Source organism: Thermosipho melanesiensis BI429, assembly GCF_000016905.1.
Classification (GTDB): Bacteria; Thermotogota; Thermotogae; order Thermotogales; family Fervidobacteriaceae; genus Thermosipho; species Thermosipho melanesiensis.
Window position 1 is genome coordinate 1,598,528 of the sequence record NC_009616.1, and the last position, 23,830, is coordinate 1,622,357.

The 23,830-nt window shown below is 31.3% G+C and carries 21 protein-coding genes and 1 pseudogene; all 22 read left to right on the plus strand.

The window, feature by feature from the left end; genetic code table 11:
* The first annotated feature begins 12 nt into the window (after positions 1-12).
* Positions 13-2,109: a polyribonucleotide nucleotidyltransferase gene (locus tag TMEL_RS08295; RefSeq protein ID WP_049750463.1), complete on the plus strand. Its 2,097-nt coding sequence runs from the start codon at positions 13-15 to the stop codon at positions 2,107-2,109.
* Entirely contained in the window at positions 2,106-3,356 is a 1,251-nt protein-coding gene (locus tag TMEL_RS08300; protein WP_012057816.1) for a M16 family metallopeptidase, read from the plus strand. Before TMEL_RS08295 ends, TMEL_RS08300 begins: the two co-directional genes overlap by 4 nt.
* Complete coding sequence (locus TMEL_RS08305) at positions 3,353-4,348, plus strand: HD-GYP domain-containing protein (protein WP_012057817.1); 996 nt, start codon at positions 3,353-3,355, stop codon at positions 4,346-4,348. Before TMEL_RS08300 ends, TMEL_RS08305 begins: the two co-directional genes overlap by 4 nt.
* Positions 4,349-4,358: 10 nt before the next feature.
* Positions 4,359-5,738: an ATP-dependent protease ATPase subunit HslU gene (gene hslU / locus TMEL_RS08310; protein ID WP_041426109.1), complete on the plus strand. Its 1,380-nt coding sequence runs from the start codon at positions 4,359-4,361 to the stop codon at positions 5,736-5,738.
* Between the two features lie 10 nt (positions 5,739-5,748).
* A complete protein-coding gene (locus TMEL_RS08315) occupies positions 5,749-7,038 on the plus strand; it encodes a carbohydrate ABC transporter permease (protein ID WP_012057819.1) in 1,290 nt (429 codons plus the stop codon).
* An 11-nt stretch (positions 7,039-7,049) separates the two neighbouring features.
* Positions 7,050-9,200, plus strand: a pseudogene (locus TMEL_RS10335) (carbohydrate ABC transporter permease).
* 18 nt (positions 9,201-9,218) lie between these two features.
* Positions 9,219-9,869 carry a fructose-6-phosphate aldolase gene (gene fsa / locus TMEL_RS08325; RefSeq protein ID WP_012057822.1) on the plus strand — a complete coding sequence of 217 codons (651 nt, stop codon included), beginning with the start codon at positions 9,219-9,221 and terminating at the stop codon, positions 9,867-9,869.
* A 5-nt stretch (positions 9,870-9,874) separates the two neighbouring features.
* On the plus strand, positions 9,875-11,620 hold the full coding sequence (aspS, locus tag TMEL_RS08330) for an aspartate--tRNA ligase (RefSeq protein WP_012057823.1): 1,746 nt from the start codon (positions 9,875-9,877) through the stop codon (positions 11,618-11,620).
* A complete protein-coding gene (locus TMEL_RS08335) occupies positions 11,601-11,933 on the plus strand; it encodes an STAS domain-containing protein (RefSeq protein WP_012057824.1) in 333 nt (110 codons plus the stop codon). The genes aspS and TMEL_RS08335 overlap by 20 nt, the downstream gene beginning before the upstream one ends.
* Before the next feature lie 8 nt (positions 11,934-11,941).
* Positions 11,942-12,595 (plus strand): (d)CMP kinase, encoded by a 654-nt coding sequence (gene cmk, locus TMEL_RS08340; RefSeq protein WP_012057825.1) that lies wholly within the window; start codon positions 11,942-11,944, stop codon positions 12,593-12,595.
* Positions 12,583-15,015: a bifunctional 4-hydroxy-3-methylbut-2-enyl diphosphate reductase/30S ribosomal protein S1 gene (locus TMEL_RS08345; protein ID WP_012057826.1), complete on the plus strand. Its 2,433-nt coding sequence runs from the start codon at positions 12,583-12,585 to the stop codon at positions 15,013-15,015. The genes cmk and TMEL_RS08345 overlap by 13 nt, the downstream gene beginning before the upstream one ends.
* Positions 14,984-16,297, plus strand: coding sequence for a ribosome biogenesis GTPase Der (gene der, locus TMEL_RS08350; RefSeq protein ID WP_012057827.1), 1,314 nt, complete (start codon positions 14,984-14,986; stop codon positions 16,295-16,297). Before TMEL_RS08345 ends, der begins: the two co-directional genes overlap by 32 nt.
* A gap of 14 nt (positions 16,298-16,311) precedes the next feature.
* Positions 16,312-17,373 (plus strand): BMP family lipoprotein, encoded by a 1,062-nt coding sequence (locus TMEL_RS08355; protein WP_012057828.1) that lies wholly within the window; start codon positions 16,312-16,314, stop codon positions 17,371-17,373.
* Between the two features lie 12 nt (positions 17,374-17,385).
* Positions 17,386-18,312 carry an ABC transporter substrate-binding protein gene (locus tag TMEL_RS08360; protein ID WP_012057829.1) on the plus strand — a complete coding sequence of 309 codons (927 nt, stop codon included), beginning with the start codon at positions 17,386-17,388 and terminating at the stop codon, positions 18,310-18,312.
* The gene (locus TMEL_RS10590) at positions 18,284-19,726 is read left to right on the plus strand and encodes an HD-GYP domain-containing protein (protein WP_231109737.1); all 1,443 of its coding nucleotides are present in this window, start codon (positions 18,284-18,286) and stop codon (positions 19,724-19,726) included. The genes TMEL_RS08360 and TMEL_RS10590 overlap by 29 nt, the downstream gene beginning before the upstream one ends.
* Positions 19,727-19,786: 60 nt before the next feature.
* Complete coding sequence (rpmH, locus tag TMEL_RS08370; RefSeq protein WP_012057831.1) at positions 19,787-19,921, plus strand: 50S ribosomal protein L34; 135 nt, start codon at positions 19,787-19,789, stop codon at positions 19,919-19,921.
* A complete protein-coding gene (gene rnpA / locus TMEL_RS08375) occupies positions 19,903-20,298 on the plus strand; it encodes a ribonuclease P protein component (RefSeq protein ID WP_012057832.1) in 396 nt (131 codons plus the stop codon). The genes rpmH and rnpA overlap by 19 nt, the downstream gene beginning before the upstream one ends.
* Positions 20,270-20,515, plus strand: a complete 246-nt coding sequence (gene yidD, locus TMEL_RS08380; RefSeq protein WP_012057833.1) for a membrane protein insertion efficiency factor YidD — start codon at positions 20,270-20,272, stop codon at positions 20,513-20,515. The genes rnpA and yidD overlap by 29 nt, the downstream gene beginning before the upstream one ends.
* Positions 20,512-21,813, plus strand: coding sequence for a membrane protein insertase YidC (gene yidC / locus TMEL_RS08385; RefSeq protein ID WP_012057834.1), 1,302 nt, complete (start codon positions 20,512-20,514; stop codon positions 21,811-21,813). Before yidD ends, yidC begins: the two co-directional genes overlap by 4 nt.
* Positions 21,810-22,490 carry an RNA-binding cell elongation regulator Jag/EloR gene (gene jag, locus TMEL_RS08390; RefSeq protein WP_231109738.1) on the plus strand — a complete coding sequence of 227 codons (681 nt, stop codon included), beginning with the start codon at positions 21,810-21,812 and terminating at the stop codon, positions 22,488-22,490. The genes yidC and jag overlap by 4 nt, the downstream gene beginning before the upstream one ends.
* Complete coding sequence (locus TMEL_RS08395) at positions 22,444-22,785, plus strand: cupin domain-containing protein (protein ID WP_012057836.1); 342 nt, start codon at positions 22,444-22,446, stop codon at positions 22,783-22,785. Before jag ends, TMEL_RS08395 begins: the two co-directional genes overlap by 47 nt.
* The gene (locus tag TMEL_RS08400) at positions 22,778-23,797 is read left to right on the plus strand and encodes a potassium channel family protein (protein ID WP_012057837.1); all 1,020 of its coding nucleotides are present in this window, start codon (positions 22,778-22,780) and stop codon (positions 23,795-23,797) included. Before TMEL_RS08395 ends, TMEL_RS08400 begins: the two co-directional genes overlap by 8 nt.
* Positions 23,798-23,830 lie beyond the last annotated feature (33 nt).

Genomic DNA, 23,830 nt, shown 5'->3' on the forward strand with positions numbered 1-23,830 from the left:
GGTGTTGTCATGCTGAAGTTTAGGGAATGGAGCAAAGAATTTTTTGGAAGAAAATTAACAATCCAATATGGAAAGGTTGCTAAGCAATCTTCAGGAGCCGCTTGGGTGCAATTTGGAGATAGTGTTGTTTTGGCAACAGCGAATATTTCAGATAGAGTAATTGAAGGAGTTGATTTTGTACCTTTAACAGTGGAATACCAAGAAAAGTTTTATGCGGCTGGAAAAATTCCAGGAGGATTTATTAAAAGAGAAGGAAAGCCCACGGAATCTGCTATTTTGTCTGCAAGATTAATAGATAGACCAATAAGGCCATTATTTCCAAAATACTTGAGAAATGATGTACAACTTATTGTAACAGTTTTGTCTGTAGATGGAGATACACCACCAGATGTTACTGGAATTTTTGCCGCTTCTTTAGCGTTGAATTTTTCAAAAATTCCTTTTCAAGGTATAGTTGCTGGTGTAAGGATAGGGTATGTTGATGGGGAATTTGTAATTTTTCCAACGGAGGAGCAGTTGAAAAATAGCAAGTTGGATATAGTTGTTGCAGGAAGTAAAGATGCAATTACTATGGTAGAAGGTGAAGCAAAAGAAGTTACTGAAGAGGAAATGGTGCAGGCTTTAATGGTTGCACATGAAGCTATAAAAAAATTAATTGAGTTTGAAGAAGAGATTTTGAGGGAGTTTAATGTTGAGAAGATGGAAATAGAAGAACCTAAACCAAAAGATGAGTTAATTGGACGTTTTGAAGAATTGTTAGTTGAAAACGAACTTAGAAAAAGGTTATTGATAAAGGAAAAATTAGAAAGATCTTTAAAGCTAAAAGAATACAAAGAAGAATTGATTTCAAAGATTTTTGAAGAGTTTGAGATAGATGATGAAGAAAAATTAACTCAGGAAATGCTTTTGAAAGAACTTTTTGATGAAAAAGCAAAAAAACTGATGAGAAAAATAATTATTAATGAAGGAATTAGAGCGGATGGAAGAACACCTGAAGAGATAAGACCTATAACATGCGAAGTTGGAGTTTTACCAAGAACACATGGTTCAGCTCTTTTTACTAGGGGAGAGACTCAAAGTCTTGGTATAGTTACTTTGGGAGCTCCAATGGAAGAGCAAATAGTTGATACAATTATGGAGGAAGGAACGAAAAGATTTATTCTCCATTACAATTTTCCGCCTTTTTCAGTTGGTGAAGTTAAACCTCTAAGGGGTCCTGGACGACGTGAAATTGGACATGGACATTTGGCAGAAAGGGCTTTGAAAGCTGTAGCACCAGATGAAGAAGATTTTCCATATGTTGTTCGTGTGGTATCTGAAATTTTGGAATCTAATGGTTCATCTTCAATGGCAACTGTTTGTTCCGGTTCATTAGCATTAATGGATGCAGGTGTTCCTATAAAAACGCATGTTGCAGGTGTGGCGATGGGTTTAATTGTAGATGAGGAAAATGAAGTAGTTTTAACAGATATCCAAGGTTTGGAAGACCATTGGGGAGATATGGACTTTAAGGTTGCAGGTACGAGAAATGGTATAACGGCTTTTCAGATGGATTGTAAGATAGCAGGTGTTGGAGAAGAGCTTTTAAAGAAAGCGTTAAAACAAGCACGTGTTGCAAGAATGAGAATACTGGATATAATGTTTGAAACAATTAAAGAACCAAGAAAATCACTATCTCCTTATGCACCTTTAATTGCAAATATTGAAATTGATCCAATGAAGGTAGGAGAACTTATTGGACCTGGTGGAAAGGTAATAAAATCTATTGTAAAGGAGTTTGATGTTGAAATTTCGATTGATGATGTAACAGGTAAGGTTTCAGTGTATGGCAAAGACCAAAATAAGGTGAATCAAGCAATTGAGTATATTAAGACCTTAACGAGAGAAATAGAAGTTGGTGATATGTTTGAAGGAAAAATTACGAGGATAGAACCTTATGGTTTATTTGTGGAATTAATGCCTGGTAAAATTGGACTTGCACATTCAAGTAAATTAGGAAATGATTCAAAGGAATTTAGAAAAAAGTACAAAGTTGGTGATGTAATAAAAGTTGTGGTGGTAAATATAGATGACAGTGGTAGAATTCAGTTGGGAAAAGCAGAGGAGTGATTTTATTGGAAAAAAAGTGCTTATCTAATGGAATAGAACTTTATATACATCATCTTGAAAATATTCGCTCTGCAACTATAGCATTTAATGTTGGTGTAGGTTCAGTTTATGAACCAGATGAAATTTCTGGTATTTCTCATTTTATAGAACATTTGTCATTTAGAGGTACGAAAAATTATACAATGAAAGAGTTAAAGCGTGTTGTTGAGGAAGTTGGAGGACTTTTGAATGCATGGACTGATAAAGAAAATACCGTATATTATGCGAAGGTCCCTTCATCTACTCTTTTTGATGCTTTCAATGCGTTGAAAGAAGTAGTGTTTTATCCTATTTTTAAGACAGAAGATTTAAAGTTGGAAAGAAATATAATCTTTCAAGAATATTTATCAAATAAAGAAGATCCAATGAGTAATCTTTTTGAGTTAATGTACACTAAAGGATTAAACGGACCACATGCCAAACCTGTTATTGGAAGAGAAGAGACTATAAAAAGTATTAATTTGAAAGATATAAAAATATTTCATGAAGAATATTACGTTCCATATAACGTAAAGGTGATTATAGTAGGTTATATAGAAGATGAAGTTTTGGAAAAAGTAGTTGATGAGTTAGAAAAAATAGATGGAAATTCAATGAAAACTTTAAAACACAGAAGTATTGTAAACACTGGTTTGATTGAAGGTAAGGTAATGGAAAATACAAAACAAGTTCATTTTCTTTATGTGACAGAAGGGTTTTCACTGGAACAAGAGGATAGATACCCTGCAATTGTTTTAAATACGATTTTGAGCAGTGGAATGAGTTCTTATTTTTTTGAGGAGATCAGAGAAAAAGAGGGACTTGTGTATGATATTTTTTCAACAAATTTATCGCAGAAAGATTGGGGAATTTTTAATATTTATGCTGCAGTATCAATTGAAAATGTTGAAAGATTTCAAAATCAAATGATTAACGTAGTAAGAAAGTTCGAACTTTCTGATGAACTTTTTAATTACGGTTTAAGGAGAATAATTGGAAAATTGGAACTTTCAACAGAAAGTACTTCTACAGTAACTAATTTAATAATCGAGTATTTATCAAATGATATTAAACCTGAACTTCCTGAAGAAATAATTGAAAAAATAAAAAATGTTGAAAGAAGTGACGTAGAAAGAGTTTTTAAAAAATTATTCTCACGTAAGTGGTCACTGTTTTATGTGTCTCCTGAAGAGATAAAAAACATAACCTTTAAGGGGGAATTTATTTGATTATTTGGAAAAATTTGGACTTGGTTGAAAAAGGTGAAATTGTTGGAGAAGATGTTTATGATCCTTCAGGATTTATTGTTTTATTAAAGAAAGGGACGGTTTTAAAGGAAGGAGATATATATCTTTTGAAAAACAGGGGAGTACACATGCTTCCCATATATGTTGAAGAAGTTTTGGTTTCTGATGATATTGAGCCAACTATTGAATATGAAACATTCAGAGAATTATCTGAAAATTTAGATAATACTTTTGAGGAAATTAAAAGAGGAGAGGTTAAAATAAAAAAGGTAGTTGAACAATCGGAAAAAATAATAAAGAACGTTTTGGAAAAATACGAGGAGAAAGTTTTAAATTTAGTTAGAAGAGATCAAAAACCATTAATAAGACATGTAATAAATACTTCGATAATTTCCTCTATATTGGGAATTAGTTTGGGATTTGATGAAGAAATGTTAAATAAGTTAGCAATTTCGGCGTTATTACACGATATTTCACTTGACAAAAATGTTCGAGATGTTTTAGACTATTATGATACGCATCCCATTAGAGGAGCAGGACTTTTGAGAAAATATTTCAGTGTAAATGATGAAATATTGCTTGGAGTTTTGCATCACCATGAAAGATTCGATGGTAAGGGTTATCCGAGAAATTTAAAGGGCTCAGCTATTCCAATTTTTTCAAGGATTATTGCTGTTGCAGATGTTTTTGACACGTTAATAAGTAAAGATTTTGAAGGTAATCCCAGTACACCTTATGAGGCAATAAGATTTATTGTTTCAAATTCCGGTAAGATGTTTGATCCAAATATAGTGGAGAAATTCGTGCATTATACGGGAATTTATCCAACGGGTACGTTAGTTGAATTGAGCAATGGTAAAAAAGGGGTGGTAATAAAGGTATCATCGGGTATTTTGCCATTGGTAAAAGTTGATGATAATATAGTTGATTTGAAAAAAGGAAAGATTTATATAAAAAGGGTAATTAATGATTAGGAGGGAAACTATGAAAGATTTTGATAAATTGACACCTAAAGAAATTGTACATGAGCTTGATAAATTTATTGTAGGTCAGAGAGAAGCAAAGAAAGCTGTTGCAATAGCGATTCGGAATAGGATTAGAAGGCAAAAATTGCCTGAGCAATGGAAAAAAGAAATTACACCTAAAAATATTTTAATGATAGGACCTACAGGAGTTGGTAAAACAGAAATCGCAAGGAGGCTTGCTCAGCTTTCTGGTTCGCCTTTTTTAAAAGTTGAAGCAACGAGATTTACAGAAGTTGGTTATGTAGGTAAAAATGTTGATTCAATGATAAGAGAGTTAGTTGAAATTTCTGTAAACATGGTAAAACAAAGAAAAATGAAGAAAGTAGAAGAACGGGCAAAAGTGAATGTGGAAGAGAGAATATTAGATGCATTACTTCCAAGTAGAAAGAAAACACAAATTCCATTTGCGAATATTTTTGGGATGCAGCCTGAAAAGGTTCAATCTATTGAAGAAAGTGAAAATCTATCTGCTAAAAGAGAAGAGTTAAGGCAGAAGTTAAGAAAAGGAGAATTGGATAACGACGAGATAGAAATAGAGATTGAAACTTCAAATACTCCCATAGGCTTTATTGGGCTTCCTGAGATGGAAGATATTGGAATGGATTTATCCAATGTGTTGGGAAATATTTTTCCAAAGCAAAGGAAAAAAAGAAAAATGAAGATATCTGATGCAAAAAAGATATTATTACCAATTGAAGAAGAAAAATTAATTGACATGGATGAAACTATACAGGAAGCTTTGGAAATTGCACAAAATCGTGGGATTATATTTATAGATGAAATGGATAAGATTGCCGCAAAAACTTCTGGAAGTGGACAAGATGTTTCAAGGCAAGGTGTTCAAAGAGATTTATTGCCTATTGTTGAAGGTACCACAATAACCACAAAATATGGTCCCGTAAGGACCGATTTTATCTTGTTTATTGCCGCAGGAGCATTCCATGTTTCAAAACCTTCAGATTTGATACCGGAGCTTCAAGGGAGATTTCCAATTAGGGTTGAGCTTGAGCCATTGACTGAAGAAGATTTCGTAAGAATTTTGGTTGAGCCTGAAAATGCACTAACTAAACAATATCAGGCTTTGCTTTATACGGAAGGTGTACAGCTTGAATTTTCTATGGAAGGAATTAATGAAATTGCAAAAGTTTCGTATAGGTTGAATCAAAAGCTTGAAAATATTGGTGCAAGAAGATTGTATACGGTAATAGAGAAGATTCTTGAAGACGTTTTGTTTGAAGCTCCTGAAATAAGTGAAAAAGTTATAATAGATGATAAGTTTGTTACTGAAAGGTTAAAGGATATAATAGAAGATGAGGATTTGACTTCGTATATTTTATAGGAGGGAGATTGTGAAAGCATCTGTAAAAAGAAAAGTTAAAGAATCCATTTTGGCATATTTGTTTTTATTGCCGTCATTGATTGTTTTGGGAATTTTTGTGTTCTGGCCGGTTGGGTTTTCATTTGTATTAAGTTTTTTTAAATGGGATTTTCGAAATATGAAATCTCCTTATTTTAATGGAATTGATAATTACCTGAAGATTTTTGAGTTTAATTATCCCCCAAAGTTTTCGTTTTGGAATGGATTGGTATATTCAATTTCCTATGTGTTTTTGGCAATTGTTATTGTTTTAATTTTTTATTCTATTTTAAATCTTTTAAAAAGAAAGAATTTTTCCATCTTTTTAATTAATATCGGAGTAATTTTTATATCTTTGTTTTTTATAAGTAAAGCTAATGTATATTTAATGTTGTTACTTGATATTTTTCTGTTTGGAGTTGTTTTATTTGATTTTAGAGATAGTTCAATAAAAAGTATGTTTAGAAAATTAGTTTGGATAAATGTTTCATCAATAATATTTGTTTATGTCTTACTGGAAACTAGTAAAATTAGTCAGAATGGATTATTTATGTTTTTTATGGATGCAAAAGATAAAAATTTATTTATGAAGGCGCTTGTCAATACCTTTTATTATGTTATTTTAACAGTTCCTATAACCCTTTTGTTATCATTAATTGTCGCAGTGCTTTTAAATTCGAATGTTAGATTTAAGGTGTTTTTTAGAACTAGTTATTTTATCCCATTTGTTACTTCAGTGGTTGCTGTTTCTTTGGTTTGGAAGTGGATTTTTAGCGATGAATTTGGTCTGTTAAATTATTTTCTTTCATGGTTTAACATAGAAGGAATAAGATGGTTGAAAGATGAAAAATGGACAATTCCTACAATTGCGATTGTTTCTATTTGGAAACAAATTGGGTATGACGCAATTATATTTCTAGCTGGTCTTCAAAATATTGATCAATTTTATTATGAAGCTGCTGAAGTGGATGGTGCAAATTCTTGGCAAAAATTTATTAAAATTACCTGGCCCCTTTTATCTCCTACAACTTTCTTTTTATTAATAGTATCAATGATAGGTGCGTTTAAGGTATTTGCACAGGTTTATGTTTTGTACGATGGACTTCCAGGACCTTATAATAACAGTGGAATGACTATGGTATATTATGTGTTCGATTTGTTTTACAGACAGCAAAGGATGGGTATAGCAAGTGCAGCTGCTTATTTGTTGTTTGCGGTAATTTTAGTGTTTACTGCAATTCAATATAAAGTTGGTAATAAAGTTGTAGAATACGTGTCGTGAGGTGAAAAGGAATGAAGAAGCTGATTATATATTTATTGCTTTCAATTGGCTTTGTAACAATGATTATGCCTTTTGCATGGATGTTAATTACGTCATTTAAGATGCCAAGTGAGATACAGCAATGGCCTCCAAAGTGGTATACTAAAAACTTCTTTAGTAGTAGGCAAGTTAAAGTTAAAACAAAGATTGGTGCAGTAAGAACTTTAAAGGGGATTAGTTTAAGTGAGGCGTTGAGTTTTACATCTTCAAAGATGGAGGATAACATATTGAGTATCTCTGTAGAAGATGACCCATTCTATAGAGGGACTATGACATTGAATATTAAAGGATTTGATTATACGGATAGATTATCCAAAGAAGAGTTTGAAAAGTGGTTAAAAAATGTAAGTATACCAATTCAATTGGATTATGACACACCTGAGGAATTCTTTGAAGAAGTGTTTTTGTACTTTAAAAGTGGTTCAAAACCTTATTTTAATAGGTTAAGTTATTTTTCTGAGCTAGATAATAAATTTAATTCCGTTCTTTCAGCAATTGATTTGATACTTAGATTTGTAGATAGAAGAATTAAAGATGAAAATGAAAGGGAAATTTTTAGTAATTTTTTGTCAAAATTGAAAGAAGATATTGTTTTAATTAATGAAAAAGCAAAAATATACAAAGCAGGAAAATATTTGGTGCTAGAAGATAATGAAATAAAAGAAATTTACAATTTATTATCAAGTTTAAATTTGAATTATACACGTGAAAATTCGTTGATTAAAATCTTTGAAAGCAAAGTAGTAGATGTAATTAATTATGAAAAAGAGCTGTTAAACTTTTATTTAAAAGTTTATAAATACTTCAAGAATATTCAGAATAAAAAAGTTGAAAGTTTTATAGTTGCAAAAGTAATGTCCAAAGATGAAAAAATTAAACTTTTAAAGGAAAATATAAAAAAAATTAACAATCCATTACTTGAGAAGTTGTTGGAGAATGATGAAATTGAAAACTTACCTGAGAAGTTTTCAAAAGAGGTTGATAGCTATTTTGTTAATGAATATAATATTAATACAGCGCAGCTAAATAGTTTAAAAAGTGTGGTTGTGGGGTACAAAAACTTGTTAATTGAAAAGGGTATAGGTTATATAGACATATTGAAAAAATATGGATTTGAAAAACTAAAATTCATTTCAGATGAAAAATTAAGAAATAGTAGTACTTATAGGATTTTTCTTGCTAAAGTAGAGAGTATTTCAAGCAAGATTTCAAGTATAGATGACTTCTTGAGTGAGTTTATTTTATTTACAGATTATGTAGATGAAGTTAGAAGAATATACAATAATTCAATGAACGAATGGAAAATCATAGAAGCACCAGAATTTGTAAAAAGTGTTAGAGTAAAAAATGGAGAGGTTATAGAAATAGAACTTTCTGGTGTTTCACCTGTTTATTTAAGTGATAATAATTTAAGTGTTGCAAGTTTAAAGTTTTCACTTATAGAAGTGTTTAAGAATATATTCCAAAATTATGTTGATGCATAGCATGCTGCACCATTTGGGAGGTATTATTTAAATACTGTTTTTGTGGCAACTGCAACAACAATTCTTGAAGTTATTCTTGCTTCAATGGCTGCTTATGCTTTTTCCTGGATGAATTTTCCTGGAAGAAATTTAATTTTCGGTATATTCTTGGCTACTATGATGGTACCTGGGGAAGTTTTACTTGTTCCTAATTTTATAACAGTTTCCAAATTTGGATGGATTGATACTTATTATGCTTTGATTATTCCATGGATTGTAAGTGTTTTTGCTATATTTTTGATGAGACAGCATTTTTTGGCTATTCCTCGTGAATTGTTTGACGCATCAAAGATAGATGGTTGCTCACATTGGAAGTTTTTGTGGAGAATAGTGGTTCCATTAAGTAAGCCGGTGATTATTACAGGTGCTTTGTTGAAGTTTGTGGGAAGTTGGAATGGATTTTTATGGGTGTTGATTGTTACAAATTCAGATAAATACAGAACTTTGCCAGTTGGATTGCAAAATTTCAGTTCTGATGTGGGAACCTTGTATAACCAATTAATGGCTGCTGCTACCTTTTCAATACTTCCAGTAATATTACTATTTTTATTCACACAACAATATTTTGTTAGAGGTATTGCTAGAACAGGTTTAAAATAATTGTAAAGGGGGGATACTATGAAGATATTTTTGGATACTGCAAAGATAGATGAAATAAAAAAAGGTGTAGAATGGGGAATTGTAGATGGAGTTACCACAAATCCCACCCTCGTTTCTAAAGCGGGAACACCATTTAAGGAGACGATAAAACAAATTTGTGAAATTGTCCAAGGTCCTGTATCTGCTGAGGTTGTTTCATCGGATTGGCAAGGAATGGTTGAGGAAGCGAGGAATTTAGCGAAAATAGATGAACATGTTGTTATTAAGATCCCAATGACACCAGATGGTTTGAAAGCAGTGAAGATTTTATCTACCGAGGGTATAAAAACTAATGTTACTCTTGTTTTTAGTGCAAATCAATCATTGTTAGCAGCTAAAGCGGGTGCATCATATGTGAGTCCTTTTGTAGGTAGAATGGATGATATAGCAAACGATGGTATGAGAATGGTTGAGGAGATAATTACCATTTATTCAAATTACGGGTTTGAAACGGAAATTATTGTTGCAAGTATAAGACATCCTAGGCATGTTTTAGAAGCAGCTTTAATGGGTGCAGATATTGCAACAGTTCCTTTTGCAGTGCTTGAAAAAATGTTTTATCATCCAATGACTGATTTAGGTATTGAAAGGTTTCTTAGAGATTGGGAAAAATATAAAGCGGGTAGGTGAGTGTTTTGTACAGAACGCATAATTGTGGGGAATTAAGGAAAAAAGATGTAGAAAAAGAAGTAATACTTTCAGGATGGGTTGACAGGATAAGAGATCTTGGAGGAATTAAGTTTATAATTTTAAGGGATCGTTATGGAAAAACTCAACTTGTTGTTAACCCAAATTCTCCGGCTTATGAAATTTCTCAAGAACTTGGAAGAGAATGGGTGATCCAGGTTTATGGGAAGGTTTTAGAAAGGCCGGATGAAACAAAAACAGAAATGGTAACTGGTGAAATTGAGGTTGAAGTAAATAAGATAAAAGTTTTATCAAAATCAGATGTGCCTCCATTTTATCCTGGAGAAAATGTTTCTGAGGATTTGAGGTTAAAGTATAGGTATATAGATTTAAGAGATGAGAGAATGCAAAAAAATTTGATTATTAGGCATAAGATGGCACAGGCAGCAAGGGAATTTTTAAACAAACATGATTTTCTTGAAGTTGAAACTCCATATTTAACCAAAAGTACACCAGAAGGAGCAAGGGATTTTCTTGTACCATCTAGATTGCAGAAAGGAAAGTTTTATGCTTTACCACAATCTCCACAGTTGTTTAAGCAAATTTTAATGGTATCAGGTTTTGATAGATATTATCAGTTTGCGAGATGTTTTAGAGATGAAGATTTAAGGGCAGATAGACAACCTGAATTCACGCAAATTGACATTGAAATGTCTTTTGTGAAAATGGATGAAATTTTGGACTTAATGGAAAGTTTTGCAAGATTTGTCTTTGGAAAAGTAGGAATTAAGCTTCCTGAAAAGTTTGATAGATTGAGTTATGAAGAGGCAATGGAGTTATATGGAAGTGATAAGCCAGATAGAAGATATGGAATGCAATTGCAAGATTTTACGAATTATTTTGTAAATACTGAGTTTAAAGTAATAAAAAATGTTTTGGAGAGATCAGGTAGTGTAAAGGGGTTTATAACAACCATTCCTATCAGCAGAAAGATAGCATCTCAATTTGAAGAGTTTGTAAAGCAATACGGTTTGGGTGGATTGTTGTGGTTTAAGTTGGATGATGAGATTGTTTCACCAACAGCAAAATTCTTAAAGGAAAGTTATAAAAAAATTGTGAAAGAATATAATCTAGATAAAGGGTCTGTGGTTTTACTTGCTGCACATGAAAACAGGGAAATTTTGAATACTGCCTTAGGAGCATTGCGTTTAAAAGTTGGAAAAGAGTATTTTAATGAATTGGAAAAAGTATTTGATGCTCTTTGGATAGTTGATTTTCCATTTTTAGAGTGGAACGAGGAGGAAAGTAGATTTGAAGCAAGGCATCATCCTTTTACTATGCCAAAAAATTTGGAACAAAAATTGGAAGATATAAAAGCGTATGCATATGATATGATATTAAATGGAATGGAAATTGGTGGAGGTAGTATAAGAATACATGATAGTGAAGTTCAAAAAAGAGTGTTTGAAATTATTGGACTAACTGAAGAAGAGGCTAATGAAAAATTTGGCTTTTTTATTAGTGCATTAAAGTATGGTGTTCCGCCGCATGGGGGTATAGCGTTTGGTTTTGATAGGATGGTTTCAATTGCGGCAAATGTTGCATCAATTAGAGATGTAATTGCATTCCCAAAAACCTCTAGTGGAATCTGTCAGTTAACTGGAGCACCATCCACCGTTGAAGAAAAACAGTTAAAAGAACTATCAATTCAAATTTTTAAGGGAGGTATTGAAAATGAAAGGAACGAAAGTTGAATTTATTAATGATGAAAAATATTTAATTGCAAAAGTTTCTGGAGATATCGATGCTTATCATTCAGCGGATATAAAGAAGGAAATACGTGAAAATATGATTTCTTCAGATAAGGAAAAGGTTATAATTGATCTTTCGGAAGTAAATTACATAGACAGTGCAGGTTTGGGAAGTTTAGTGGCTATATTAAAGGATGCGCGCATGAATAATAAATTATTATATTTAATGTCTCCTAAACAATCGGTTATGAGGGTTTTTGAAATGACGAGATTAGATAAGGTTTTCAATATTATATCCAGTGTTGAAGAAATTTAGGTGATAAAATGCCTTGTAGAATAGCAATAGATGGACCAGCTGGTTCAGGAAAAACTACTGTTGCAAAATTACTTGCTGATGCTTTAGGTATATTTTATTTAGATACGGGAGCAATGTACAGAATAGTGGGGTTGTACTTATCTGAAAATAATGTTGAAAGCGATGAAGAAATAGAAAGAAAGTTAAAAGAATTAAAAATTACATTTTCAAATGGTAACTTTTTTCTTAATGGGAGAAAAATCGGTAATGAAATTAGAACACCAGAAATTGGGATTTATGCATCAAAATATGCGAAAAGGTTACCTGTGAGAAATTATCTTACAAAAATCCAAAGAGAAATTGCCAAGAATCAAAGTATAGTAGTTGAAGGAAGAGATATAGGTACTGTTGTATTGCCTGATGCAGAGGTAAAAATATTTCTTGTAGCTTCCCAAGAAGCAAGGGCTAAAAGGCGATATAAAGAGTTAATGGAAAAAGGGGTAGAAGTTACATTTGAAGAAGTATTATCTGAGATTGTTTTAAGAGATAAACAAGATTCTGAAAGAGATGTAGCACCTTTAAAAAAGGCAAAAGATGCTATTTTAATAGATACTACCAATTTGTCAATAGAAGAAGTTATTGAAAGGATTTTAAAGGTGGTAAAAGAAAAATGCAAATTGTAGTTGCTGAAGGTATAGGGTTTTGTTTTGGTGTTGAAAACGCCGTTTCAAAAGCAAAAGAACTTTTGAAGAAGGGATTAAGTGTTTGGACTGATGATGATATAGTACATAACAAATCAGTGATGAAAGAACTTTACGATATGGGTTTATCTAAGGAAAAAGGTGATGTGTTTCTGGTTAGAGCTCATGGACTGCCGAAAGATGTTTTGGATGATTTGAAAAAAAGGTATAAGGTAGAGGATTTAACTTGTAGTATTGTTAAGAATTTATTTAAAACTGTTGCTGAGATTGAAAAAAAAGGATACAAAATTGTTGTCTTTGGAAAAAAAGAACATCCAGAAATGAAAGCATTAAAAAGTTATTGTGAAAATGCGACTATAACGGATATTCCACTTCCGATAAATGCAAAAAGGATAGCAATTGCTAGTCAAACAACTATGTCATATACAGATTTTGAATTTTTTGTAAATAAGATTACTGAGATGTCTAAATTTGATGATATTAAAATAATTAACAGTATTTGCAATATAACGTATAACCGAGAAAAGGAAGCGGAAAAGATTTCGAAAATAGTTGATTTAATGGTCGTAGTTGGTGGTAAACATAGTTCAAATACAACAAAGTTGTATAAAATCTCTTCGAAATATACTAAGAGTATGCATATTGAATTACCAGAAGAATTAATTGAATTACCCAAGGGGGTAAAGAAAATAGGTGTAATAAGTGGGACTTCTACACCGAAAAATATAGTTGAAAAAGTAATATTAAGATTAAAAGAATTAGGAGGGATGCTGCAAATGGATGGTAACTTTGAAAAACTTTTAGAAAGCTATTTGTATGACGACGTAAGAAGAGGAACAGAAGTTATGGGAACAGTTTTAAGAAAGGGAGAAACAGAGCTATTTGTTAATTTTGGTTGGAGAGCGGAGGGGATAGTTTCAAGTGATGAATTGGTAAAAGATTTAAGTGAATATAATATCGGTGATAAATTAAAATTGTTAGTAATAAAGATTGATGAAGAAGACGGTATGGCATTTCTTTCGGAAAAAAGGGTTTATCTTAAAAATATAAGAAATATATTGAGAGAGAAATTTGAGAAAGGCGAAAAAGTTATTGGGAAAATAATATCAAGAAATAAGGGTGGCTATGATGTATTAATAGATAATGTATTCAAGGCATTTTTACCCAAGAGTGAATCAATGATTTATGGAGATAATATCCCAGATTATACTATGGAATTTAAAATAATAAAGTTTGAAGATAAAAGAAAATTAAATGTAGTTGTATCGCGAAAAGCATTAGTTAAAGAACAAGTTGAGAGATTTTTCAAAGAGAGAAAAAAGGGAGATATAGTGGAAGGTATTGTAAAAAGAATAGAGGATTTTGGTGCATTTGTCAGGGTAGCAGAAGGTATTGAAGGTTTATTACCAAATTCAGAAGTATCTTATGATTATGAAATTAGCGCAATGGATGTATTAGGTGAAGGACAAAGTGTAAAGTTATATTTAAAGGAAATCGATCCAACAAACAAGAAGTTAATTTTCAGTTTAAAAGAGTTAATGCCAAATCCGTGGAATAACGTTGAAAAGAAATATAAAATTGGTGAAGTTGTTAGTGGAAAGGTGAAAAAGATAATGCCTTATGGTTTTTTTGTTAATCTTGAACCTGGTATTGATGGTTTTGTGCATATCGATGATGTATTTTGGGGAAAAAGAGGGAATATAAAAGATATAATTAGTGAAGGTGATTTTGTTAAGTTAGTTGTAAAAGAAATAGATAAAGAAAATAAAAAGATAAGATTAAGTTATAAAGAAGTAAAAGGTGATCCATGGGAAAATATTGAGGAAAAATATCCATTAGGAAATGTAGTTACTGGAATTGTAAGAGTAGTATTTGATAAAGGGGTTATTATTGACATTGAAGAAGGAATAAGTGGGTATTGTCCTATTTCGGAAATTTCATGGAATTATATTTCTCATCCCACTGATGTGATTGGGGAGGGAAATAAAGTTAAAGCTGTCGTTTTAGATTTAGATAAGGAAAATAGAAAGATAAGGTTGAGTATAAAAAGAACAGTTGAAAATCCATGGGAGAAATTTAAACAACAGCACAAAGTAGGGGATATAATAAAAGTTAAATTGGTAAAGGAATTAAAAAATGGTTATAGTGCAAATGTAGAAGGTATTGAGGTTTATGTGCCAAAATCACACATTGTTTCTGATATTAATGTGAGTGATGATTTAGAAGTGAAGATTATTAATATAAAAACAGATGGAGAGATTTTACGAGTAGTTGTAAGTGAAAAAGAAAAAGAAAATGAAAAAGTTCTTGACGAGATAAAAAATGAAGCTGAAAAGGAAAGATATACCTCCATTGAAAGGAAGGTAAAAAATGGCGACAGTTCTGATAGTGGGGAAGAGTAATGTTGGAAAATCCACACTTTTCAATAAACTTATTGGAAAGAAAAAGTCAATTGTAGATAATAAAGAAGGGGTTACAAGGGATGCGGTTAGTGACCGCGTCTCCTATTTTGGAAAATCGTTTAAATTAATAGATACCTGTGGAATTTTTGAAAGACCTGAGGATATAATTTCTGAAAGGTTGAAAAATTTAACTTTAAATATGTTGAGTGAAGGTGATATAATAATATTTGTTGTTGATGGAAAATATGGTCTAACATCAGAAGATTATCATCTGGCGGATTTATTGAGAAAATCAAATTCAGATGTAATTTTGGTAGTAAATAAATCTGAGAATGAAAAAAAAGTTTTTGTAAATTTTGATGATTTTTATAGTTTAGGTTTTGGAGAACCTTTGTTTATATCAGCTGAACAGGGAAAAAATATTGATAGGTTAATTGAAGAGGTTATAAAAAGACTTGAGAAAAAAGGATTAAAGCTTGAAGAAGAGGAAGAAAAGGATTCTATAATTAGGGTAGCGTTAATTGGAAGACCTAACGCGGGAAAATCCACATTGTTTAATGGTATTTTGGAGCGAGAAAGGGCTTTGGTTACACCTATTCCAGGTACAACAAGAGATGCTATTGATGAGTTAGTTGAAATTAATGGAAAAAAATATCTATTTATTGATACTGCTGGATTGAGAAGGAAAAGTAAGGTGGAATATAAGAGTATAGATATGTATAGTAATGTTAGATCAATAAAGAGTATAGAGTTGTCTGATGTTGTAGTGTTTGTTATAGATTCTCTAGAAGGAATTACCCACCAAGATCAGAAAATTGCAGGAATTGCAGAAAATAGAGGGAAGGCTACTGTTGTAGTCTTTAATAAGATTGATTTAGTAAAAAATTTTAAATATAGAAAACAAGAGTTTATTGAACACTTTATGGAGAGGTTGTACTTTGTAAGTTATAGTCCAGTGGTTTTTGTAAGTGCACAAGAAAGGTATGGAATAGGAAAATTGATTAAGGCTATAAAGGAGGCATATAATTCTTTGTTTTATAGAGTTCAAACAAGTGCTGTAAACGCTGTTATTCAAAGAATGATAATGTTTAGTCCTCCACCAAGGGGGTTAAAGATTTATTACGGAGCACAGGTTGATGTTAAGCCACCAACATTTTTATTTTTTACCAATGGAAAAAAGGTACCGGAATTTTATCAAAATAACATAAGGAAAATTATAAGAGAAAATATTTATCATTTTACCGGGGCGCCAATATTTTTGAAATTTAAAAATAGACATTAAAGGGGGAAGAGGTTATGAAAAAATTTTTTTTGCTTTTTTTAACCTTGATTGTTGTTGATATGTTTGCTTTTAAGGTCATTATGGTGACGGATGTAGGGGGGTTAGGAGACGGGTCATTTATGGATGGTACATGGTCTGGAATTGTTAAAGCGTGTGAGGAACTTGGAGTAGAATATGGTGTGATCCAATCGAAAGAGCAAGGAGATTATGTAAGTAACTTAAGTAAAGCAGCAGAACAAGCAGATGTTGTTTTTGCAGTGGGATTTTTGATGTCCGATGCATTTTATAAGGTTGCACAACAATATCCTGAAACATATTTTGTTGGTATTGATTTTGATAGCGGGACTATATTGGCCAATGTTATGACTTTTACATTCAAAGAGCAAGAAGGAAGTTTTTTAACAGGATATTTAGCAGCAGGGATGACAAAAACTGGAAAAGTTGCTATAATTGGTGGTATCCCCATACCACCTGTAAAAAGATATGAGATTGGTTTTAGGGCAGGGGTTAGGGCTTATAATCAAATTCATAATGCAAATATCGAAGTAAAGGTGGTTTATTCAAATTCATTTACAGATCCAAAGAAAGGAAAAGAACTTGCCCAGTCGCTTATTGGAGAGGGAGTGGACATCATCCAGCAGGCTTGTGGAGGTACCGCTCTTGGGATAATTGAAGCGATAAAGGAGGAAAATTACAAAAATGTTCCAAATGGAGATTTGAAAGGTTTATTAGATTATATGTATGATAATATTGGCTATTTTATGCTTGGAGGGGATATTGAACAAGAGCCCCAGGCACCAGGGCATATACTAGCAAGTGCAATAAAGAGAGTAGATGTTGCAAGTTATTTGGGAGTAAAGAAAGCGTATAATGGCGAGTGGCAACCAGGAAATATCGAGTTAGGTTTAAAAGAAGAAGGAGAAGGTATTAGTAGAATGAGATACACGAAAGGATTAGTCCCAGATAGTTTAATTTACGAAATAGAATATTTGACAGGTTTGGTGAAAGATGGAAAATTAATTATACCATCTACAGAGGAAGAGTTGAATGCTATGAGAATAAAAATATCATTTTAGTAAGGAGTCGTTATGTTGAAAAAGATAAATTTTTGGGGTTGGTTTTCGATTTTAAGTGTATTACTAGTTATACAATTTTTATACTGGTATGTATATAGATCTAATGTATATGCATTTTTCTATTCATTAAAAAATTCATCGCATAATGTGGTTAATGAATATAACGGAAATTTAAAGTTGTATTCCTTAAATGAGGATGCGATAAGGGTTGAAACAATTAAGAATGTAAAGGCAAGAGGAATAAATATAATTGTTGGGCCTAATTTTAGTAGTACTGGTGCAAAGATATTCCAATTTCTTGAAAAGTACGACCTTGTTTCATTTTCACCAAGTATTACTTCTACAAAGTTGTTGAAACAAACAAATAGAATTATTTCAATGGTTCCAACAAATGAATATCAAATAAAAAGCATTATGGAATTTTTAAAGGAGAAAAATGTGCAAAAAGTTTTGTTGGTTTTGGATCCATTTAATAAAGAGTATGCAAATGAATTTTTAATGATTTTGGATGTTTTTGAAGGAAAATACAAATATTTTTATACAGTAACCAATTTTTCAGAAAATTTGGATGATTATGATGCAATTGTTTTGACCCTTGCGCCAAAATATGCTTCAGACTTTTTATGGTATTTTGCAAAATATTATAAAGGTATTATTTTGGGAACTGATTCTGTATTTGATGAAATATTAAACACTCTTCCAACGTTATCAAATTTTTATATTGTAAACTTTGGTTTTAAGAGTTATGATTGGTCAAATGAAGCTATTTTGAAAATATTTGATATACTTTCTAAACACAAATTTATTTCAACAAATCAGTTTATTAATTTTCTTTTAGGGCATGATATTTACGATGGAATTAGTCTTACAAAAGATGGTGTTATAAATAAAGGTATAAAGATAGTTAATTTTGAAGAGTTTAGAAAGGAGAATAGATAAGTTGAAGGCAGCAAAAAGCTTTCTAACTTTTGCTTATTTGATATTAATAGTTTTTATTGTGGTTATATTTAATTATTTTGTGAAAACAACATTAGAAGATTCTTCGATTGTTTTTACAAAATATTTTGATAATTTAATTTTAAATAAGCAATTTTTAGTGGCAAAACTTGATAGTGATTTTTTTGATCCTGTTCTCAATCGTAGTTTCAAAGGCATTTTAAATGAGGGACCAAATAAATATATTAAGGGAATTTATTATGCTTTTGATACTTTAAAATACGTAGAAAGGTGCGAAAATGGGTATTGCTTGTATGAAATTCCCATATATCTTTTTAATTTAAATATAGATTCTATTAAATATTACGATGTGATTGTTAGTGATAAAGTGGTTTTTTCAAGTGAAAATTTAAAGATAGGAAGTAATTATGAAAAAGGTTTTTTTGAGGAAAGTACTATTTCAGAATTTGGATTTACGTTTGTTGTAGGGTATAAAACCAAGTTCGTGCTAATGTTTAATTTGTATATTGTTTTGATATTTACAATTGCTTATTTTCTATCTTATTTTCTTTTTTATAACGAGGAGAAAAAAATTAAAAGAATGGATAATGTGCTGAAAAATCTTAATAAGGAATTGATAAAGGTCTATGAAGATTTTGAAAAAAATAAAGAATTAAAGGAATTTAATATATCCAAAACACATATTGAAAGTGTAAATGTTTTGCAGGAGAATATAAATAAACTTTTTGTGGAATTTAAAAGAATCTTTGGTGAATATGAAAGAACTGCACAAATGTTGGAATCGACGATGGCAGAATTGGAAGAAACTAATGCGGAATTGGTAGAGAAGAATTTACAAATAATATCTGCACTTGCAGAAGCAGTTGAGTTAAAAGATTCTGTGACGGGTAATCATTCAAGAAATGTTATGGAATTGTCATTATATTTGGCAAAAAAGTTTAATATAAAGGAACCTGCTGAGATTGAAGCAATCAAGTATGGTGCGATATTGCATGATATTGGTAAAATAGGTATACCTGAACATATTTTGAATAAGCCTGGAAAACTAAACGATGAAGAATTTGAAATAATGAAAAAACACACAATCTATGGAGAAAAGATTATTAAAGCAATTCCAGGGTGGTCGCTTGTTGCGGATATAATCAGGCATCACCATGAAAATTGGGATGGTAGTGGTTATCCAGATGGATTGAAAGATGGCGAAATTAGTTTGAGAGCTCAAATTGTTTCGATCGTTGATGTTTTTGTTGCGCTAACAGAGGATAGGCCGTATAGAAAAGGATTAACAATTGAAAAAACATTGAGTATTATGAAGGAAATGGTTGGTATAAAATTTTCTGAAAAATTATTTGAAAAATTTTTGGAAGTATTAAGGGAAAAAGGATATTTAAGTTGATAATTTGGATAAATTATGATAACATAGTAAAGGATAAAATTTAGAAAAGGAGGATAGTGTATGAAAAGGACATATCAACCATCAAGAATTAAAAGGAAAAGAACACATGGGTTTTTAGCTAGAAAGAAGACAACAGGCGGAAGGAGAGTTTTGAAAAACAGAAGAAGAAAGGGAAGATGGAGACTAACGGTTTAAAAGGAAATTTCTTTAAAAAGTATGAACGCTTGAAGCTCAGGAAAGATTTTAAAAGATTATACGAAACGGGGAAGAGTATACAAGTACCATATTTTGTAATAATATATTTGAAAAATGGATTTGAATATAGTCGATTTGGTTTTTCAGTACGTAAAAAATTTGGAAAAGCTGTAAGGCGGAATAGATTAAAGAGATGGATGCGAGAAGTTATTAGAACGAATAAATATGTAATTCCAAAAGGCTATGACTATTTAATAATTGCTAGAAAGCATCTATCGAGGGATTTTGAAAAAATTACTTACCAGCATTTCAAGGAAGAGTTACTAAAATTATTTGCGAGGATTGACGATGAAGAAAATAATATTGGCGTTAATTAGATTTTATCAGAAATTTATTTCACCATTAAAACCACCAACGTGCATATATACTCCGACATGTTCGGAGTATACTTATCAAGCTGTAAAGAAATTTGGAGTATTTAAAGGTCTTTTCCTGGGCTTCAAGCGTATTTTAAGGTGTAATCCACTTCATGAAGGTGGTGAAGACCCGGTACCAGATAAGTTTTATATAATAAAAGGGAGGCGGTTGGATTGAAAAAAATAATTACCGTCATTTTTTTGTTGCTTTCATTTATTTTGATAGCAGGAACTATAAACGTTGAAGAAAGAACAGATGGGATTTACGTTTTTACAAGGTTTATGGAGTATAAATTTGATTATAATGGTAATTTAGTGGAAGTATATAGAGTTATTGAAAGAAGAACAAGGCTATTTCTATATTCAAACGATGGTTTTGATATAGAAAATGTGAATTCAACTCCAACGTTTAATTGGCAAGGTTTGAAGGATGGGGAAAAATATTCAGAAGTAACTTTAAAATTTGATTACGATAAGATGGAAAAAATATACAATTTTAAAGAGGGGCCAAATTATACATTTAACGTTGTAATTAACTCAACAGATGAAATAACAGTTTCCCTACCAAGAGTTGGTTACGAAGTTAACGATAGATTAAAGAACAATATTTTTCTTTCTTTTTACGAGAAAGGGGATATACTTTCAATAATTAAGTTTTCAGGAAAAACGTTAGGGGGAAATAAAGTAAAAGGTGCTAATTTAAGGTTTTTAGTATACATTGGACCTTACAAAAAGACGCTAATAAAAAGTGGTTTTTCGGATGATTATGAAGTGATTTTAGAAATGCTCAAAACAATTTCAGGTGTTGGCGGATGGTTTGACTTTATACTTTATCCTTTGGTTTATTTCTTTGGATGGATAAATGATTTTACAAAGAATTTTGGTTTAACAATAATAGTTTTTACTATTATTATACGTTTTGTGCTTTATCCTTTGTATCATTCACAGACAAAGTCAATGATAAAAATGAGAAAGCTACAACCAATAGTTGAACAAATAAAGAAAAAATACAAAGATCCACAAAAACAACAACAGGAGCTTTTAAAAGCATATAGGGAGAATAAAATTAATCCCGCAAGTGGTTGTTTAATGGCACTTGTACAGTTACCTATTTTTATAATCTTATACCAGGTAATAAGGTATTATCAAGAGGAATTTGCGTTTAGCGGAAAGTTTTTAATTTGGAGGGATTTAACCGCAGGTGGTTTTTCTGCAAATTGGGTGTTTTTAATAATCCAGATTGTAGCAGGGTATTATCTTGCCTTGATTACTAGTCAAGATACAAGAACAGCTTGGCAGAGTATTATCATGAGCTTTATTTTCCCGTTTTTATTCATTGGATTGCCAAGTGGTGTTTTCTTGTACTATACTGCAAACACGTTGATTCAAGTTGGTATAACATACTATATTTACAAAAAATATAAAATAAAGGGTTTGACACAAAGGGAACTTTGGGGATTGCCAAATAAGGGGTGAAGGTCTTGAGAAAGCTGACACTTACAGGAAAAAATGTGGAAGAAATTTTAACAATATTTGAGGAAGATATGAATATAAAAAAAGGAGAATATGATTATTTGGTTATTGATAAAGGTTCAAGTGGTTTTTTAGGTTTTTTGTCTCGTGATGCGGTAGTTGAAGTTACGATAAAGAAAGAATACTACGAAAGAAAATTGAAAGAGTTTTTGGAAAATGTGGTAAGATGTTTTGATGAAGGAATAAGTGTAGAGGTGTTTTCAAAGAATAATAGGGTTTTTATTGCAAAGATAAAAGGAGAGGGTATCGGGAAAATAATTGGAAAACACGGAAAAGGTTTAGGTGCATTGCAGCATATTGCTACAATTTTTCTAAATAGATTGTCTGATATAAAAATTACTGTGATTATAGACGCGGGAGACTATAGGGAAAAAAGAAAGGAATTGATAAAAAATATTGTTGTAAATGCCGTTGAAAAGTTGAGAAATGGTGCAAAAAAGATAGAGTTGGATCCCATGTTTTCTTTTGAAAGAAGGTTAGTACATGAATTTTTAAAAAGATATCCAGATGTTTTTTCATATTCCGAAGGAGTTGAGCCGTATAGATATGTGGTAATTGAAAGGAGGGGAAAGAATGATAGTTTCCAAACCAGAAAGAGTAGAACCTATAATAATAGATGAAGGAAAAATTGAAAAAAGGATTTTAATTGGTTCAAAAGATGGAGCCGAAAGATTTGTAATGAGATTGTTTAAATTACAACCTGGTGCTAACACACCATATCATACCCATGATTGGGAGCATGAGATATTTGTTGTGAGGGGAAAGATACAAGCGGTATCGAAAGATAAGAAGATAGTTGCAGAAGAGGGAAGTTTTATTTTTGTTAAGCCCAATGAAGAACATCAATTTGTCAATATAGGGGATGTTGATGCAGAATTTATTTGTGTGATACCGTATATACCAAACAATGAATGAAAATATAGGTAAACTTCTAATAAAGCAAATAATTTTATTTTCAATTTTAATAATTGCAATAGTAAGTACGGGAGTCCTTTACTATCATTATGTGGAAGGACTCTCGTTTGTTGATGCTTTTTTCTTTACGGCAATAACTATTTCAACTGTTGGTTATAGTATGCCTGAGACACTTAGTAATACAGGGAGAATTTTCACATCTATTTTAATTTTTATGGGAATTAGTGTGGTTTTATACGGTGTGTCGAGTGTTACTGCAATTGTTGTTGAGGGAAAGTTAAGTGATTATATGAAAGAGAGGCGAAATAGGAAAATGATTGAAAGATTAGAAAATCATATAATTGTTGTTGGAGCTGGGAAAACGGGGCAGTATGTAATTGCAGAGTTGATAAGGGAAAAGGAAAAATTTTTAATAATTGATAACAAAGAGGAGAATATAAAAAAGTTGCTGGAGATGTATAATATTGAAGTTCCTTATGTTATTGGCGATGCAGCAGAAGAAGATATATTACTAAATTCGGGAATTATGAAAGCGAGAGCTCTTATTACTACGCTTCCAGAGGATTCAGTTAATGTTTTTGTTGTTTTAAGTGCAAGGACTTTAAACCCAAATTTAACTATAATTTCAAAAGTTACCGATGTTTCATCGATTAGAAAATTAATTTATGCAGGTGCTACAACAGTAGTAGCAGCTGCAGAAATAGCGGGAACTAGAATGGCAAGGTTAATCACAAGACCTGAAAGTGTTAATTTTGTGGATTTATTTGCGTTTGGAAATGAACAATACAGAATTGAGGAAGTAAAGGTTAATAAAAATAGTGGTATAGTTGACAAAAAAATTTCGGATTTGGATGTTGGAAAGAAGTTTAACGTATTAATACTTGCAATTAATCGTTTTGGTGATATAATTTTTGGACCAAGCGGAAATGTTGAAATAAATAATAATGATGTATTGATGATAATGGGGAAAAAAGATAATATTGATAAATTTAAGGAGTTTGTTAAAGCCTGATATCCTACCTATCTTTCCTATCTTCAAATTTTT

What these genes read in the sequence shown, in the direction of transcription:
- der (WP_012057827.1), top strand. Translation starts at nt 14,984, where the DNA reads ATGGCGACAGTTCTGATAGTGGGGAAGAGTAATGTTGGAAAATCCACA.
- hslU (WP_041426109.1), top strand. Translation starts at nt 4,359, where the DNA reads ATGAAAGATTTTGATAAATTGACACCTAAAGAAATTGTACATGAGCTT.
- cmk (WP_012057825.1), top strand. Translation starts at nt 11,942, where the DNA reads ATGCCTTGTAGAATAGCAATAGATGGACCAGCTGGTTCAGGAAAAACT.
- TMEL_RS08355 (WP_012057828.1), top strand. Translation starts at nt 16,312, where the DNA reads ATGAAAAAATTTTTTTTGCTTTTTTTAACCTTGATTGTTGTTGATATG.
- TMEL_RS08395 (WP_012057836.1), top strand. Translation starts at nt 22,444, where the DNA reads ATGATAGTTTCCAAACCAGAAAGAGTAGAACCTATAATAATAGATGAA.
- rnpA (WP_012057832.1), top strand. Translation starts at nt 19,903, where the DNA reads ATGGAGACTAACGGTTTAAAAGGAAATTTCTTTAAAAAGTATGAACGC.
- yidD (WP_012057833.1), top strand. Translation starts at nt 20,270, where the DNA reads ATGAAGAAAATAATATTGGCGTTAATTAGATTTTATCAGAAATTTATT.
- fsa (WP_012057822.1), top strand. Translation starts at nt 9,219, where the DNA reads ATGAAGATATTTTTGGATACTGCAAAGATAGATGAAATAAAAAAAGGT.
- rpmH (WP_012057831.1), top strand. Translation starts at nt 19,787, where the DNA reads ATGAAAAGGACATATCAACCATCAAGAATTAAAAGGAAAAGAACACAT.
- TMEL_RS08400 (WP_012057837.1), top strand. Translation starts at nt 22,778, where the DNA reads ATGAATGAAAATATAGGTAAACTTCTAATAAAGCAAATAATTTTATTT.
- TMEL_RS08360 (WP_012057829.1), top strand. Translation starts at nt 17,386, where the DNA reads ATGTTGAAAAAGATAAATTTTTGGGGTTGGTTTTCGATTTTAAGTGTA.
- TMEL_RS08345 (WP_012057826.1), top strand. Translation starts at nt 12,583, where the DNA reads ATGCAAATTGTAGTTGCTGAAGGTATAGGGTTTTGTTTTGGTGTTGAA.
- TMEL_RS08335 (WP_012057824.1), top strand. Translation starts at nt 11,601, where the DNA reads ATGAAAGGAACGAAAGTTGAATTTATTAATGATGAAAAATATTTAATT.